10 protein-coding genes are annotated in these 17,388 nt (G+C 38.7%); 9 read left to right on the top strand and 1 reads right to left on the bottom strand.

The window, feature by feature from the left end:
- Positions 1-538 precede the first annotated feature (538 nt).
- From MM239_RS14095 to MM239_RS14085, 3 genes are all read left to right on the top strand, one after another.
- Complete coding sequence (locus tag MM239_RS14095) at positions 539-970, top strand: CPBP family intramembrane glutamic endopeptidase (protein ID WP_241348890.1); 432 nt, start codon at positions 539-541, stop codon at positions 968-970.
- A 544-nt stretch (positions 971-1,514) separates the two neighbouring features.
- Positions 1,515-2,906 (top strand): glycoside hydrolase family 88/105 protein, encoded by a 1,392-nt coding sequence (locus MM239_RS14090; protein ID WP_394801509.1) that lies wholly within the window; start codon positions 1,515-1,517, stop codon positions 2,904-2,906.
- 141 nt (positions 2,907-3,047) lie between these two features.
- Positions 3,048-5,012: an alpha-L-arabinofuranosidase C-terminal domain-containing protein gene (locus MM239_RS14085; RefSeq protein ID WP_241348889.1), complete on the top strand. Its 1,965-nt coding sequence runs from the start codon at positions 3,048-3,050 to the stop codon at positions 5,010-5,012.
- 236 nt (positions 5,013-5,248) lie between these two features.
- Here MM239_RS14085 and MM239_RS14080 read toward each other — a convergent pair whose 3' ends face one another.
- Positions 5,249-6,403 carry a helix-turn-helix domain-containing protein gene (locus MM239_RS14080; protein ID WP_241348888.1) on the bottom strand — a complete coding sequence of 385 codons (1,155 nt, stop codon included), beginning with the start codon at positions 6,401-6,403 and terminating at the stop codon, positions 5,249-5,251.
- A 303-nt stretch (positions 6,404-6,706) separates the two neighbouring features.
- Between MM239_RS14080 and MM239_RS14075 the strand changes: the two genes are divergently transcribed.
- The 6 genes from MM239_RS14075 to MM239_RS14050 all read left to right on the top strand — a co-directional run bounded on the left by MM239_RS14075 (position 6,707) and on the right by MM239_RS14050 (position 17,130).
- Complete coding sequence (locus tag MM239_RS14075) at positions 6,707-9,676, top strand: SusC/RagA family TonB-linked outer membrane protein (RefSeq protein ID WP_241348887.1); 2,970 nt, start codon at positions 6,707-6,709, stop codon at positions 9,674-9,676.
- Between the two features lie 11 nt (positions 9,677-9,687).
- Complete coding sequence (locus tag MM239_RS14070) at positions 9,688-11,361, top strand: RagB/SusD family nutrient uptake outer membrane protein (protein ID WP_241348886.1); 1,674 nt, start codon at positions 9,688-9,690, stop codon at positions 11,359-11,361.
- A 108-nt stretch (positions 11,362-11,469) separates the two neighbouring features.
- A complete protein-coding gene (locus MM239_RS14065; RefSeq protein WP_241348885.1) occupies positions 11,470-12,681 on the top strand; it encodes a DUF2264 domain-containing protein in 1,212 nt (403 codons plus the stop codon).
- Between the two features lie 64 nt (positions 12,682-12,745).
- Positions 12,746-14,014: a BNR repeat-containing protein gene (locus tag MM239_RS14060; protein WP_241348884.1), complete on the top strand. Its 1,269-nt coding sequence runs from the start codon at positions 12,746-12,748 to the stop codon at positions 14,012-14,014.
- Positions 14,015-14,023: 9 nt separating this feature from the next.
- Positions 14,024-15,223 (top strand): glycoside hydrolase family 88 protein, encoded by a 1,200-nt coding sequence (locus tag MM239_RS14055; protein WP_241348883.1) that lies wholly within the window; start codon positions 14,024-14,026, stop codon positions 15,221-15,223.
- A gap of 5 nt (positions 15,224-15,228) precedes the next feature.
- Positions 15,229-17,130: a family 43 glycosylhydrolase gene (locus MM239_RS14050; RefSeq protein ID WP_241348882.1), complete on the top strand. Its 1,902-nt coding sequence runs from the start codon at positions 15,229-15,231 to the stop codon at positions 17,128-17,130.
- The last annotated feature ends 258 nt before the right edge of the window (positions 17,131-17,388 follow it).

Here is a 17,388-nt window from a genome sequence, read left to right as displayed (position 1 = left end):
CAAATCCAACAATGGAGCTGAAAACTTCTGTGTTATAAGATCCGTCGTGGATACCCTGATCAAACGTTCGGGAAATATCTTAGAAAATCTAAATCATATAGCTAAATTAAAACCTGAGTAGTTACAAGATTTCTAATTTGCGTATTGATTGTATGGAGCATAGTCTTTGTAAGCACCTTGACTTATTTGTTTTTCCATTATGGAGAAAAATTTGGAACGTACTTAGCAGGACGGGGTGTTTGAAATGAGGTTTTTTTTAGAAAGTGTTTTACCGATTTTAGTTCTTTCTCCACTTATGATTTTTTTCACGAAAAACCGTTCTTGCATTAAAACTTTGATTTTGGTTTCAATTATTTTTGTAGTTTATCAAATAGTCCTTAAACTACCATTAGAGATCAGTGATTTGAGCCTTGTTAAAAGTAAATGGAATTGGTCAGGTAAGTTTTACTCGGTTGTATTTGGGGGATTGGTGTATTTACTTTTACGAATAAAAATTAAGCCCTTTGATTTTATTCGTTTTAAGCAAAATAATAAATTGTTGAAAAAGACCATTTTATGGTCTACCGTTCCTTTAGCTATTGCAATGTTTTCTTATTTCGACACTTCAAAAGCTTTTGATTTTGAAACCCTTGTATTTCAAGTAACAATGCCAGGGATTGATGAAGAACTCATGTTTAGAGCAATTTTATTGGGTCTTTTGCTTAAATCATTCAAGGATAAGTTTACAATCTTTAAAATCAATCTTGGAAATCCCAGTGTCTTGTTTGTTGCGCTTTTATTTGGCTTGGTTCATGGGATTCATGTGTCGAACAATTTGAAAGTAGGATTTGAGTTTGTTTCATTTTCAGGATCTTTCACCTTTGGATATATTTGGGGATGGGTTACCTTAATGAGCAGGAGTATATTACAAGCTGTAGTTTCTCATAATTTGACTAACTTTATTATGAGTTTATTAAGAATGGTCAATTAGTTAGCAACTGCTTGTTATCGTTAATTTTTAATGAAAATTTGATTAAACTATCAAAGGAATGAAAAAGCATTTGAGACCACTTCTTTTGTCTTTACTAATTGCCTACGCGGTTGGAGAAAGATAGAAGTTGGTACTTGGAAGTGATGCGGTAACAGGAGAACCCTTAGTACTGATGGCTGTGTCAGTTTACTTTCATTTAAGAAGGTAAACTTTTTCAAGTGCTAGAACTGTAAAAAGTGAAAATAGGATCAATCAATAAACAGAAGAATAAATGACCTACTTTATGAAGTATTTGGAGGTTGCTTTTTGGATTTTAATGGGTGTCATAGGTTTATGCCTTATCGCTTATATGTGTGGCTACATGAGCGGAATGGTTGAATGTCAGTTGGACTGTATGTCCAGTACTTAAAACAAATCAAAAGATATGCTAAGAAACAAATGCTTAGCATCTGTTTTCAAATGTGCTCCGACAGTACAGGAAAGTTTTTTGGAGTAATAAGCTATTTTTGAGCTTTGATAAAACAAATAAACCCTGTCAAAGAAAATGGAAAGCATAACCTTTAATGTCAAATCAATCTTTTTTATCTTTTGCTTGGCTGTCTTGATGCTCAATTGTCAGCCACAATCTCAGAAATCAGAAGAGCAAGCTCCAGGCGAGACTAGGGAGAAGGAGATGAATGATAGCAACACACCCCTTCATCTGCTGCAGCCTGATTATCCTACCCCATATGGTGCACCAGAAGCTTCTGAAGTGAAAATGGTGATAGATAGGGTGAGGGATTATTTGGAAAAAGTGACGTTTGCAGAAATGCTGACTGAAGAAGGTGGAGATGAAATAAGCGATTATGATCAAGTTGATGAAAAATCTATATTGAAAAAAGGGGATTTTAGGCTTTTAAGCTATGAATGGGGAGTCACTTACGCTGCGATGCTATTGGCAGGAGAAGTAACAGGTGACGCTGCCTACACCGACTACACCAAGGATCGTGTGAAATTTTTAGCTGACTGGTATCCAAGATTTGAGAAAATGGGTGATGGTAAGCATGCCTTACATTCCATAGTAAAGCCAGGAGCTTTAGATGATTGTGGTGCCTTATGCGCTGCATTTATCAAAACAGAAGCTTCGGGGATAGATGCTGATTTAAATCCCATGGTCAACAATTTTATGGATTATATTCTTACCAAAGAGTTCAGGTTGTCAGACGGGACTCTAGCAAGAAATAGACCTCTTAAAAATACGCTTTGGCTAGATGACCTGTACATGAGTGTTCCTGCTATAGCCCAGATGGGTAAAAAGACTGGTAATCAAAAGTATTTTGATGAAGCTATAAAGCAAATCAGCTTATTTTCTAAACGAATGTTCAATGAAAAGAAGGGGCTTTACATGCATGGCTGGGTTGAAGGTATGGAAGTGCACCCAGAATTTCATTGGGCAAGGGCAAATGGCTGGGCACTTTTGACTAAGGTAGAAGTACTGAAAGTTCTTCCAGAGCAGCATCCTGGTAGGAAAATGGTAATGGATCTTTTACATCAGCATATCAAAGGTTTAGCGGCAATACAGTCTGGTTCAGGCTTTTGGCATCAACTTTTGGACAAAAACGATTCATACTTGGAAACCTCTGCCACAGCGATCTATGCATACTGTATCGCAGCAGCAGTCAATGAAGGATGGATTGATGAATTGGCTTATGCACCAATGGCACTTTTGGCATGGAACGCTGTATCCACCATGGTCAATGAAGAAGGTCAAGTGGAAGGAACATGTGTAGGTACTGGAATGGCTTTCGATCCAGCATTCTATTACCACAGACCTGTAAACAAATATGCCGCTCATGGCTACGGACCTGTGATCGCAGCAGGTGCCGAGATCATCAGGATGCTCAATCAATTTGATTTTGAAATCAATGACAGTTCATTACAGCTATTGAAAAATTAGGGAGCTAATCTTTGAATTTGATTATGCTATAAGCTACCATACTGCCTCTTCATAATTCATTTCTTATAAGTGTAATAATTACATTTAATTTATATCTTTGGTGTTATAGAATCAAATAATAAACCTTAAAACATCAACATCATGAAGAGAATTACCTTTTCCCTATTGTTTGCGATAGGGATTTGCTGGGGAGTGTATGCCCAGCAGAAGATTAGTGCCTTTGAAGTAGACTTGAAAAGTAAAGGGGCAAGCATAGCTCCAGACATGTGGGGATTATTTTTTGAAGATATCAATTTTGCAGCCGACGGTGGTTTATATGCCGAAATGATCAAGAATTATTCTTTTGAATTTCCTTCTCCCTTTATGGGATGGCAGAGGATCCAAGAGCAAGGTGCTATGGGATACCATTATACTAAGCCACACTTGGATGAAAGTAAGAATAAGAAATTTCTTCAAATGCAGCGATTGAATGAGGAGGGCGTTTTCGGTATGTCCAATGCTGGATTTCGTGGTATGGCCGTGAAGGCTAATGCAAATTACAGGCTTACATTTATGGCCAGAATTGCCAAAGGTGAAAACTTATCACTCAAAGCCCAGTTGGCAAAAGGGAGAAACATTTTGGCAGATGTAAATATCGAAGGGCTTACCAGGGACTGGCAAGAATATGAAGTGATGTTGACTGCGTCCGAAACAGCCGATCAAGTGAATTTTAAGATATTATTGGAAGGTGAGGGTGAGCTTGATATTGATATGATTTCACTTTTCCCTGAAGATACATGGAAAGGTCGAAAGCGTGGACTTCGAAAGGACATCGTGCAGCTCCTTGCTGATATGAATCCTGGCTTTTTAAGATTCCCAGGAGGCTGTATTGTCGAAGGTTTTGATTTGGAAAACCGTTACCAGTGGAAAAATACTATAGGTGAGATGAAAGATCGAGGCACGATGATCAATCGCTGGAACATAGAGTTTGCCCATCGCAATGCACCAGATTATTTTCAATCATTCGGCTTAGGCTTTTTTGAGTACTTCCAATTGGCAGAGGATTTGGGTGCTGAGCCATTACCAATTTTGAGCTGTGGACTAGCTTGCCAGTATAATTCTGGAGAAATCGTACCCTTGGATATGCTTGATGAATATGTTCAAGACGCCTTGGACTTGATAGAGTTTGCCAATGGATCAGTAGAGACGGCTTGGGGTGCAAAGCGTGCAGCCATGGGGCATCCAGAACCCTTTGATTTAAAATATATCGGCGTTGGTAATGAAAACTGGGGGCCACAGTATATTGAAAGAGCGGATGTGTTTGAAAAGGCCATCAAGTCTGCCTATCCAGAAATGATTATCGTCTCTACTTCTGGTCCATCTCCAGATGGACATGAGTTTGATTACTTATGGAAAGAATTGACCGCTAGAAATGCGGAGTTGATAGATGAGCATTACTACAAGTCTCCAGAGTGGTTTTTGGAGAGTGCGAGAAGGTACGATAACTATGATAGGAATGGTCCAAAGGTGTTTGCTGGAGAATATGCGGCTCATTCCACCACTGAAAAAGATGCATTGAAAAAGAATAATTGGGAAGCGGCGCTTTCAGAGGCAGCTTTTATGACTGGTTTGGAAAGAAATGCAGATATCGTTCGATTGGCTTCCTACGCGCCGCTACTGGCACATGTAGATGGATGGCAATGGGCGCCAGATATGATATGGTTTGATAATTTAGGTGTTTATGCTACTCCGAATTACTATGTGCAAAAGTTATTTTCCACTAACCCTGGTACACATACCGCGACGATTACAGCCAATGGGAATACTGTAGCTGGTGAAGATGGAATGTACGCTTCCGCTACAATAGATGAGAAAGCTAAAGAAATTATCTTTAAAATAGTAAATACCAATGCAGAGATTCGAGCTTTTGATATCAAGTTTAGTGGGAATGTAAAAGGGAAAAATGCCACATGGATTGAATTACAGTCAGACCAATTGGATGTGGCTCATTCATTGAAAGAGCCTAAGAAAATTGCTCCAGAAGAGAAATCAGTAGAAATTCAAAAAAGGGTAGTCAAAACTGAGCTTAAACCATATTCTGTAAATGTCTTCAGGGTCAAGCTTTGATAAATATAGGGTTAATGATCTAAGGCTTCGGTTAAACACCAAGCTTAAAGCTAAGCAGTCTAATTTGTTTTTCTTTGAACATAACTTTAACGAAAGCTATGTTCAACAATGCGAGCTTATTAAAAGACATAACATTTGGAATAGTCGATAGATCAAATCGTGATCAAAATGAAATGAAAAAATTCCCTGATTGAGAAATATAGTTAGGCTAAAATCTCGATTAGGGAATTTTTATTTTACAACTTATCCCAGAGCAGGAGTTCAAGCTCGAGGTTGGTTCGCTCTTTTCCTTTAACAAGAAAAAGTGCTGTGAAGTAATCTACTTGCTCACCGATCATTTCAAAAAAGGTAGATTTGATCCAATCTTCATTGGCAAACTTTTCAGTAGTAGCCTTGACACCAATATCATGATCTGAGAAAAAGACGAATTGCTCTGTACCATTTGGGCCTTTCATCCGAGACACCACTGCGTGTTCGTATTGGGTACCATCTCCTATACTGAGGTTGATTAGTGTGTCTTTTTCTACAACACTATTTTTATATGATATCGTATATTGATCTATTTTGAACTTTGAGTTTTTATCATTGAAAAGATCCAGAAAGATATTTTTGTTTTTCACTGGACCTATATAGATTGAGTTTACTTGAGAGATATCTTTGATGGAAGTCTGCGAAGTGAACCTGATATCAAAATCACTTTTATTTGCATGAAAAACCCTAGAAATGTTTAGTGTTCCTATGGCAGCTAGGCCAGTGACATAGGGGTAGTTGGCAGGGTAAACAAAGTCTTTCTTATCAGGATTTTCTTCTAAGAAGGTATAATAGTCCTGTAAATTATTAATATCATAGTCTCGATTCCAACCATTCCTGCCAGTAACAGTGATGCCCATGACTCCAAAAAAATCACCCACAAATAGGGTGGTAGACATGTTGTTTGAAAAATAGCTATGCCATAGTGGCGTTTTTCCATTGTTGTACACAGAGAATCCAATGATTAAGAGAAGAATAAGAGAAGCGGCTAGGAAAAAGTATCTTTTTTTTCTCCTTTTTTCAATGATAACCTTGGGGTCGTTGGCTCGCTCTATGAATTCTACATGGTATTGTCCTTTTTCGATGACGAGCTTTATGTTGTCATTTTTACCATCAGAAGCATAGTATTTCTCTAGTTTTTTTCTCAAATGATAAATATTCACCCGCATATGGGCAGCACTTTTTTCATCTGCATAGTCTTTTCCATAAAGTTCTACAGAGATAATATTCTCTTTCAGGTCCTTATTGGCCAATGATGCTTCTACCAGATACTTCAGAAGCATAGAAGTAGAGGGAGATTTAGAGAAAATCTTATTTGAAAGTACTTTCTGAAGAGCATTCAGTTGATCAGATTTATCCATTTTGGAAAATTTAGGGTTTAGTTAATCGAGAAGAAAATCCTTCTTTACAACGTTTGAGGGGTGTTTTTAACGGTTAAAGATACCGTTAAATCTCCGTTAAATTTAGATTTTTTGTTTTTAATTACAATAATTACTGCAAGGAAAGTCTGAGAAATGAAATTATACAGTTTAGATCTTCTGTCTTATCCAAATTATAAGAAAAAACTTCAATGCCTATGTGAAAATTAATTGAAAATTGATGCTTGTCAATCTAAAATTGACCATGAAATGAAATGATAAATTAACCTAAACCCAATTTAAATTATGAAAATAATTATACGAAGGATTTTGCTCCTTTCAATTTTCATCTACGGTGTTTTTGTAGATGCTTATGCTCAAAATCAGTCTATTGCTATAGAAGGAGTGATTAAGGAGGCTAAAACTGGAGAGCCTGTTCCAGGGGCCACAGTAATAGAAAAAGGTACAAATAATGGGACCGTTACAGATGTAGATGGGAATTTTAAGATAAACGTAAATTCATCTACAGCTATTTTGACAGTTTCTTTTATTGGTTTTTCTCAGCAAGAAGTGAGTCTAAACAATAAAAGTTATATAGAGGTCTTTTTGAATGAAGATATCAGTCAATTAGACGAAGTGGTGGTAGTAGGTTATGGAACACAAAAGCGTTCTGATATTACAGGATCGGTTGCTTCAGTTCCTAAAGATAGATTATCAAACCTTCCAGTTACTGATATAACACAAGCGATTCAAGGAACTACAGCAGGACTACAAGTTACCCAGGAATCGTCTGTTCCAGGGAGTACAGGTGGATTGCAAATAAGGGGAGTGAATTCCATTAATGCCAATACTAGTCCATTTTTGGTAGTTGATGGCTCGCCATTTTTTGGTAGTATCAACGACATCAGCCCTACGGATGTCGAGTCTATTGAGATTCTCAAAGATGCTTCTGCTGTGGCTATCTATGGTACAAGAGGAGCAAATGGGGTAATCTTGATTACTACGAAAAGAGGTGGAGTGGCTACAGGAAAGCCAAGGGTAAATTATAACGCCTATACAGGTTTTGAAGGAATTGCGAATGTATTGAGACCTATGGGTCCTGATCAATATATTCAGAAATATGAGGATTTTTTGATTGCAAATAACCTCTCCATGACCAATATTCTTCCCAATGCAGCCGAAGTAGAGAACTATGAAAATGGAATTACTACAGATTGGCTTGATGTTGCTTCTCAAACTGGCAGGATTACTGAGCACAACTTGAGTATATCAGGTGGTACAGAGAATGTTCAATATTTTGTTTCTGGTTCCAAAGTTGACCAAGAAGGAGTTGTTCAAGGTTATCAATTTGGAAGAGCTTCATTTAGAACAAATCTTGATGCCAAAATTAATAACTTAATTAAGGTTGGTACAAGTGCTTTTTTTACTGATAGAAATTCAGATGGGGGTAGGGTAAATCTTTTGCTTGCAACAGCCATGAGTCCTTATTCAAGACCTACTGATGATAATGATAACTATATCATTTTCCCGATGGCTCCAGAGCAATTGTTTTTGAACCCAATGCTTGGTTTGACTGTAGATAGGGAAGATAGACAAAAAACATTGTCAGGTGGTGCTTATGTTGATATTACCCCAGATTTTATTCCTGGATTGACTTATAGATTAAATGGGAATTATACGTATAACATAGATAGGTTTGCCCAATATACTGGCCGACAATTCAATGATTTGAATGGTACAGCCAATGTTTCAAACACAGAAAGAACTAACTGGGTTTTGGAAAATATTTTGACTTATTCAAAAGAATTTAACGGTCACAGAATAGATTTCACTGGATTGTACAGTGCTCAGAAAGTAGATCATTTTCGAACAACTGCTTCTTCAAGGATTTTTACCAATGATGCACTTTCTTTTTATAACCTAGGTGCAGGATCTACGCAGCAGGCTGGTTCAGAGGGTAATGGATATACCTTACTTTCTCAAATGGCAAGAGTGAATTATGCTTACCAGAGTAGGTATTTATTGACCTTCACAGGAAGGAGAGATGGATATTCTGCTTTTGGAGCAAACACAAGCAAGTATGGGTTTTTCCCTTCAGTCGCAGTAGGTTGGAATATCCACAATGAAAATTTCATGGCAAATGCAAGCTCAGTTGGTGAATTAAAGTTGAGGCTATCTCATGGACAGACCGGAAACCAAGCGATCGGTGTCAATCAAACAGCAACAACAGCAAACACTTTCTTGCTTCCATTCAATGGCACCCCGCTGGTTGGAGTACTCTACAATAACCTTGGGAATGCAAACCTAAATTGGGAAACAACCACAGCTACCAACCTGGCCTTGGATTTTGGAATTGTTCAAAACAGGGTAAGAGGATCTATTGAAGCCTACAAAACTGTTACCAATGATATTCTATTAAGAAGAAACCTTCCGAACATTACAGGTTATGGAAATGTTTGGACGAATCTAGGTAAAATGCAGAATGTGGGCTTTGAATTTACTTTGAATACGGTAAATATTGAAAACCAAAATTTTTCATGGGAGACTTCTTTGAATTATTCAAGGTACAGAAATGAGATCCTTGAACTGTATGGAGACGGAAGAGATGATATTGGGAATGGCTGGTTTATTGGACAACCTCTACGTGTTGTGTTTGATTACGAGAAGATTGGCATTTGGCAAGTAGGTGAGGATGTTGCAAATCATGATCCTGTAGCTAGACCTGGAGACCTGAAGTACAGGGATCAGAATGGCGATGGAATTATCAATGCAGAGGATAGAGTTATCTTAGGTCAGCGTGACCCAAGATGGATTGGAGGACTCACCAATACTTTTAGATACAAGAATTTCAGCTTATCGATTTTCCTTCAAGCGGTAAGAGGAGGCCTGAAATCAAATACTGACTTATCGTATGCAGATGAGGCAGGAAGAAGAAATATTCCTGAAGATATTGGCTACTGGACTCCTGAAAACCAAGACAATTACTGGCCAGGATTAGGAGCTTTTAGAAACTACAGAGGATATCAGTTTGCAGAAGATTATAGTTTCTTACGAGTAAAAGATGTAAGGTTAAGCTATGTCGTACCTCAGGACTTTTTGTCAAGGTACAAAATTGAAGGTTTGACTTTATATATGGCAGGTAGAAACCTGCACACTTTTACAAACTGGATTGGGTGGGATCCTGAAATGAATTTTTTACCAAGGGGATCAGGGAATTGGACCAATAATTATCCTTTGGTTCGCACAGTATCTATTGGTCTTAACCTCACACTTTAAAAATTGAAGCAATGAAAAATAATATTATTCATATAGGAATTTTCTGCTTGATCCTATTGGGGATGACAGCATGTGACGACTCATTTCTAGACGAGAAAGTCCTAGATAGGTATGCTCCAGAGTCGTTGAATGATAGGTTAGGGTTTGAAGCATCTGCTATTGGGCTTCATAGACATTTTATTTCTATGTATACCAATGATCAAGATCAAACGATCCAAGCCATGTGGCATGTAGGCACCGATATACTTTGGGCACCTTCAGGAAGATCAAATGGGGATTCTAGATCTTATTTTAGTTATTCTCAAATGAACTCTTTGGATCCTGCCGCAAGAAAGATTTGGAGTTCCTTATATGTGCTGATTAATAATGCTAATTTGTTAATCGATGCCGCAGAAAACAATAACCCAACGGGTATGACAGCCGCTGAGATTAGTGCTTTCAATGCTGAGGCAAGGTTTTTTAGAGCTTATGCATACAATATGTTGGTAACGCTTTATGGTGATGTTCCCCTATTGACAGCACCACTTACTGCTCCAAAAACGGATTTTGTACGAACACCGGCAAATGAAGTAAATGCAGTTATAGAACAAGACTTGCTTTTTGCCACTGAGTTTTTACCAAATGCGGGATCGGCAAGGAATGAAAGTAGAATCAATAAAATGATAGCTCATCAATTGTTAGCTGAGGTTTACTTGAGATTAGATAAACCCGCTGAAGCGGAGGTACAAGCATCTACAATAATTAACAATGGAAGATACTCGCTTGTAAGACAACGGTACGGGGTGAGGTCTAGTCTTCCAGGAGATCACTTCTCAGACATGTTTATCAAAGGAAATCAGCGTAGAAGTCAAGGGAATACAGAGGCTATTTGGGTTCTCGAAATGGAAAACCCAGCTGATGTCTCAGGAGGAGGATTTGGAGCACCGCAGCAAAGAAGGATATGGGTTGGTGGATACTATGATGTGCCTGGGATGGAGCCAGCTGACTCTTTGGGAGGAAGAGGAATTGCCAGAGTACGCTTGAACAACTGGGTCTTGTATGGTTTGTATGACGATCAAGATGTCAGAAACTCCCAATTTAATATCAAAAGGAAGCTTTATTTTAATAATCAAGGGTCCGCATATGATAACATAAGGGGGCAAGAAGTTCCCTATGGTCAAAATAGAGATATTACACTGGCCAATGGAAATGTAATTAGAATCTTTCAGGCTGATACGATTTGGAGAATGGCTCCATATTCAATGAAGTGGGGAGAATTTGATGTAAGGGATGTTTTTGGCTATGCCATGTGGAAGGATTTCATGGTAATGAGATTAGGGGAAACCTACCTCCTTCGTGCAGAGGCTAGAATGAAAACTGGAGATTTGGCAGGTGCAGCAGCAGATATCAATGTATTGAGAGAAAGGGCAAATGCTCCTTTAGTTACATCCAGTCAGATTACACTTGATTTTATACTGGATGAAAGAGCTAGGGAACTGCTTGCGGAGGAAAATAGAAGAATGACTTTGGTAAGGACTGGTACTTTGGTAGAGAGGGCCCGAAGGCTTACAGGTACTACACCTTTAGCCAATGGAGAAATTGAAACCACTGATGGTTTACAAGATTTTCACATGAAGCTTCCAATCCCTCAATCAGAAATTGATTTGAATAAGGATGCTGTTTTAAGGCAAAATGATGGATATTAATTCTTTTATACCTCCTTAATCATTAATTTTAACATTTAAAGCTCAAGTTGAATAGAATGAAGTTCAGAGATTCCTCAGGGCTTCATTCTATATTTTACCTAATTAATTATGATCAAATCAAAAATATATGTCTTTAGTACACTTATTCTTTTTGTAGTCCAAACTTCACTAGCCCAAACTACCACCGAAAGATCCTTATTTATAGATCAATTGACTAAAATAGCTGATCCTGTCTTGGTGAATTTGAGCCAAGATAGATTGAAAGCTACTATGCCCATAGAGGTTGCTCCAAATGCTTATGGCGATAGGGATAAGGTAACTTATTTGGAGGCATTTGGAAGACTGGTAGCTGGTATGGCTCCTTGGCTGGAATTGGGGCCAGATGAGACTACTGAAGGGAAGCTAAGAGAGAAGTATATATTGATGATTCACCAATCGTTAAAGCATGCTACTGACCCTAAGGCAAATGACTTTATGAACTTTACAGATCATGGTCAGCCTCTGGTTGATGCGGCTTTTCTGGCTCAAGGATTATTGAGAGCACCTACTCAGCTCTGGGAAAGACTAGATGAGGTCACCAAGCGTCAGACAATTGATGCGCTTCGCGCTACCCGTAAGATCAGTCCATATTACAGCAACTGGCTATTGTTTACAGGTATGATAGAAGCAGCCCTGCTGAAGTTTGATGGAGATGGAGATATGGTTAGGATAGCCTATGCCTTGAATAAGCACAAAGAATGGTACTTAGGTGATGGTGTATATGGAGATGGCCCTGATTTTCATTTTGACTATTACAATAGCTTTGTAATTCAACCTATGCTCCTAGATATCAGCAAGACGCTGTTAGAGACTGGGAAAGGGAACAAGTTAGACTATGAACTTTTTCTAAAAAGAGCCCAAAGATATGCAGCTATCCAAGAGAGGCTAATTTCTCCTGAGGGGACTTACCCTGTGATAGGAAGATCTATGGCGTACAGGTTTGGGGCATTTCAAGCACTCTCTCAAGTGGCACTTTGGGAAAAATTGCCTGAAGGAGTATCACCAGCACAGGTTCGAGGAGCAATATTGGCCATAGTAAATAAGCATTTTGAATCCGAAACCATGTTTGATCAAAACGGCTGGTTGAAGTTAGGCTTCAATGGGGCTCAGCCAGAGATTGCCGAACCATACATTTCTACTGGCAGCTTGTATTTATGCGCTCAAGTATTTTTGGTACTTGGGTTGCCAGAGCAGTCAAGCTTCTGGGCTGATCCTGCGGAGTCTTGGACACAACGAAAAATATGGGGAGGTCAAAAGGTGATAATTGATAAAGCTATTTAAGATGAAATGTATCAACGCATTTGTTTACCTCATCTTCTGGATTTCCTTTCAATGTGTCAATTGCATGGCTCAAGATCACCAAAATGATCTGATCAAAATCTCTACAATAGGAGAGGGTTGGGCGGGGAACTCTGTCAACACGGTAATCTTTAGAAGAAACGCCCTAGATAGTAAAGATGGATTGCAATTCGCTGCTTATTATGATCCTGATGGGAAGGTTGTACTTGCTAAAAGAAATCTTGATGAAAAAGTTTGGCAAACCGAAACCACCGCATTTACTGGGAATGTCAAAGATGCTCATAATGCTATTAGCATTGTATTGGATGGAGACGGGTTCCTACACATGTCTTGGGATCACCACGACAATCAGCTCAATTATGCCAGAAGTATTGAGCCATATGGGTTAGAAATGGGCGATATGGAATCATTGACTGGTAGTGAGGAAAGCCATGTTACTTACCCGGAGTTTCACCGACTTCCTGATGGAGACTTGATCATGATGTATCGATCAGGTGGATCTGGAAGAGGCAATCTAGTTATCAATCATTATGATTTGACTACTCAATCGTGGAGACAAATACATAGAAACTTGATAGATGGAGAAGCTGAAAGAAGTGCTTATTGGCAAGCTTGTATAGATGGTAAAGGGTATATCCATCTGAGTTGGGTGTGGAGAGAATCTTGGGATGTAGAGACCAATCACGACATGGCCTATGCCATTTCGAAAGATAAAGGACATACTTGGGAGAATCATTTGGGTGAAAAATATGCCTTACCTATCAAGCAAAACACAGCAACTTATGCTTGGAGGATTCCACAAAATAGCAATTTGATCAATCAAACAGCGATCACAACCGATAAAAAGGGTAAACCCTATATAGCAACATATTGGATGGATAGCGTTGGAAATCAAGTGACACAGCTTCAGGTGATCTATCAAAGGGGAAAGGCATGGAAGAAAGTGAGCCCTAACCATAGGAGTCAATTTTTTGACCTGGCAGGTGGTGGCACCAAAAGAATTCCTATCTCCCGCCCACAGCTTCTAGTGGATCATAAAGGAGTAATGTACTTGATCTATCGAGATGAAGAGTTTGGAGGAAAGGTCTTACTAGTCTATGGAAAATCAAAAAGATGGAAAATGACAGCGCTCAGTTCAGAGGATGTTGGTCAATGGGAGCCAACGCTAGACATTTCCAGATGGAAGGATGAAAAAGAACTTCATCTTTTTGTACAAAAAGTAACTCAGATTGATGGAGAAGGACTTGCTGACCATAAATCTTCTCCAGTAACCGTACTACAGATAAAACATTTAAATCAAATCAAATCAAACTAACTTACCAAAATGAAAAGACTTTTGACATATCTAGTGATCGGAACGGGTATCTGTTTTGCAGCTTGTACAGCACAAAGTAAAACTGAGGTTCAAGATGACAGGTTAGCAACATTAGAGACAGTAATTCAGCAGTCTACAGATCAATACAAATATTTGAAAGAGATACTTCCAGACCAGCGGTTTCCAAAAACTTACCATGCAAATAGCGATAAGTTAGAAACATCTGGGTCTGGCTGGTGGTGTAGTGGGTTCTACCCTGGTTCTCTTCTGTACATGTATGAGCAGAATCAAGACAAAGAGCTGTTGGAAGAAGCAGAGAGGATCTTGTCTATTTTAGAAAAGGAAAAGCACAATACAACAACGCATGATCTTGGATTCATGATGTTTTGTAGCTTTGGAAATGCCCTTGAAATTGCTCCAAAGGAAGCGTATAAAGATATTTTGATTCAAAGTGCAGCGTCTTTGAGCTCAAGATTTGATGAAAATGTTGGATTGATCAAGTCTTGGGATTCCAAAGAAGGAGATTACCTCGTGATCATCGATAATATGATGAATCTAGAGCTTTTGTTTTGGGCTTCTGAGGAGACTGGTGACCCCAAGTACAAAGAGATTGCTATCACACATGCGGACAACACGATCAAGCATCATTTTAGAGAAGATAATAGCAGCTACCATGTCGTGAATTATAATCCAGAAACAGGAGAAGTTACCAAAAAACACACAGCACAGGGATATTCTGACGATTCAGCATGGGCTAGAGGTCAAGCATGGGGTCTATATGGATATACGGTAATGTACAGGTTTACCAAAGATCAAAAATACCTTGATCAAGCTGTCAAAATTGCCAATTTCATGTTAGATCATCCGAATTTGCCTGCTGATAAAATTCCCTATTGGGATTTTGATGCACCTAATATCCCCGATGCCTTAAGGGATTCTTCTGCTGGAGCTATTGCAGCGGCAGCATTACTCGAGCTGACTACATATGTAGACCAACCTGATTCTAAGAGGTATTTTGATGATGCAGAAAAGATGATATTCTCTTTGGCATCCGCTCCTTACCTAGCAGAACCAAATTCCAATGGTGGATTCATACTAAAACATGGAGTTGGCCACATCCCAGAAAATACAGAAGTAGATACGCCACTTACTTATGGAGACTACTATTTCTTAGAAGCTATCAAGCGTTACAAAAACCAACTTAACTAATACTAATGAAAATTCTCAAACCTATTCTATCTCTCTATTTTCTTGCATTTGCAGTATTATTCAATTCGTGTGCTGAAAAAATACAGCCCGAAGCGTATCTTTTTGCCTATTTTATTGGAAATGGTCCAGGTCAGGAAGCAGTACACTATGCGATCAGTGATGATGGATTTACCTATCGAGCCTTGAACAATTACTTGCCAGTAATAGACAATGATGTGATCAGTAAACAAGGTGGAGTAAGAGATCCGCACATTTTAAGATCAGATGATGGCAAATCATTCTACATGGTATTGACAGACCTCTATGTTCCAAATGACGGCTGGACTAATGAAAGTATGATCCTTCTCAAGTCCGATGACTTGGTAAATTGGACGCATAGCAATATTCATATACCAACTGTTTTCCCTGAGAACTTCAAGGATGTAAGAAGGGTATGGGCACCACAAACTATTTATGATGCCAAAGCTGGTAAGTATTTGGTTTACTGGTCTATGCAGTTTGATGGAGAAGCAGATATCATCTATTATGCCTATGCCAACAAGGATTTTACGGCTTTGGAATCAGAGCCGAAGCAGCTTTTTTATCATCCAGAAGGAAAATCTTGTATAGATGGCGATATCATCTTTCACGAAGGTAAGTATCACTTGTTCTTCAAGACAGAAGGACACGGCAATGGACTCAAGAAGGCTGTATCCGACAAGCTGACAGAGGGATATGAAATGAAGGATGAATACCTTCAGCAGACCAAAGAGGCAGTTGAAGGATCTGGTATTTTCAAGTTGAATGATTCAGAAAAGTATATTCTCATGTATGATGTGTATATGAAGGGCTCATATCAGTTTACTGAAAGTACGGATTTAGAAACTTTCACAGTGATTGATGAGCAGATTAGCATGGATTTTCATCCACGACATGGCTCAGTATTACCGATCACACTTGAGGAAAAGGAAAGGTTATTGGCTAAGTATGGATATGCAGATAAAGCTGCAAATGGAAATCCTGTTTTGAAAGGGTACTATGCTGATCCAGAGATTATTTATTCTGAAAAAGAGCAAAAATACTTCCTATACCCAACCAGTGACGGATATGATGGCTGGTCTGGGACTTATTTCAAGACTTTCTCTTCAGAAAACCTTCGAGATTGGAAAGAAGAAGCTGTGATTCTTGATTTGAAGAAGGACGTTTCGTGGAGTGATATGCATGCATGGGCACCCACCATGCTAGAAGTCAAGCGTGGGGATGATTATGAGTATTTCTACTACTTCACCGCTAGTCAGAAAATTGGTGTGGCTACTTCAGATAGTCCTTCTGGGCCTTTTGTGGATATGGGTAAGCCACTTGTTGATTCAAAGCCAGAAGGCGTAAGAGGGGGGCAAGAGATAGATCCAGACATTTTCGAAGATCCTCAATCTGGAAAAACTTTCCTTTATTGGGGGAATGGATACTTAGCCGCCGTTCCTTTGAATGATGACTTAATGAGTTATGACAAAAAGCAAGTTAAAGTAATGACTCCTGATGAATCATTCAGAGAGGGAGTGGAGGTTTTTTTCAGAAAGGGTAAGTACTACTTCCTATGGTCTGAGGATGATACAAGGTCAGAAAATTATCGTGTGAGGTATGCGATATCTGATAGTCCACTAGGTCCATTGGAAATCCCAGAAAACAACTTGATTTTAAAAAAGAACCCAAAATTGGGGATTTATGGTACTGGACACAATTCTGTGATCAATGTGCATGGAACTGACGATTGGATGATAGTTTACCACAGGTTCAATAGACCAAAGGGGATCAATATGGGTGGTGCAGCAGGATTCCATAGAGAGGTTTGCATAGACAAAATGGAGTTTGATGAAGCTGGATACATCAAAGTGATTGAACCTACTCTTGAGGGGGTGGTTTTAGAATAACCTGAGCATGAGAAGCAAGTTTCCCTGTGGTGTTTAGAATCAAATCACAGGGAGCTTTTACCCTTCTGAATGGACTATAGAAAATTAAAAAATGCCAACATGTTTAAGTTATGCATAACCATATTTCAAAATTAAGATCATATTCTATATCCAACTTATTTTTACCAGAAGCAGTCATTGAAAGATGTGTTGTTAATGATTGATAGATGATAGCCTGAAGGTTTGAGAAATATACTCCTTATTCAGTGGCGAGATACA

This window comes from Belliella filtrata, from assembly GCF_022549775.1.
Taxonomy (GTDB): Bacteria; Bacteroidota; Bacteroidia; order Cytophagales; family Cyclobacteriaceae; genus Belliella; species Belliella filtrata.
The sequence above is the reverse complement of the archived record's forward strand: the minus strand, read 5'-3'. Positions and strand labels throughout refer to the sequence as shown.

Bases quoted from the DNA above. Each gene is read 5' to 3' on its own strand.
- MM239_RS14085 (WP_241348889.1), top strand. From the start codon at position 3,048: ATGAAGAGAATTACCTTTTCCCTATTGTTTGCGATAGGGATTTGCTGG.
- MM239_RS14070 (WP_241348886.1), top strand. From the start codon at position 9,688: ATGAAAAATAATATTATTCATATAGGAATTTTCTGCTTGATCCTATTG.
- MM239_RS14055 (WP_241348883.1), top strand. From the start codon at position 14,024: ATGAAAAGACTTTTGACATATCTAGTGATCGGAACGGGTATCTGTTTT.
- MM239_RS14065 (WP_241348885.1), top strand. From the start codon at position 11,470: ATGATCAAATCAAAAATATATGTCTTTAGTACACTTATTCTTTTTGTA.
- MM239_RS14075 (WP_241348887.1), top strand. From the start codon at position 6,707: ATGAAAATAATTATACGAAGGATTTTGCTCCTTTCAATTTTCATCTAC.
- MM239_RS14060 (WP_241348884.1), top strand. From the start codon at position 12,746: ATGGCTCAAGATCACCAAAATGATCTGATCAAAATCTCTACAATAGGA.
- MM239_RS14050 (WP_241348882.1), top strand. From the start codon at position 15,229: ATGAAAATTCTCAAACCTATTCTATCTCTCTATTTTCTTGCATTTGCA.
- MM239_RS14090 (WP_394801509.1), top strand. From the start codon at position 1,515: ATGGAAAGCATAACCTTTAATGTCAAATCAATCTTTTTTATCTTTTGC.
- MM239_RS14080 (WP_241348888.1), bottom strand. From the start codon at position 6,403: ATGGATAAATCTGATCAACTGAATGCTCTTCAGAAAGTACTTTCAAAT.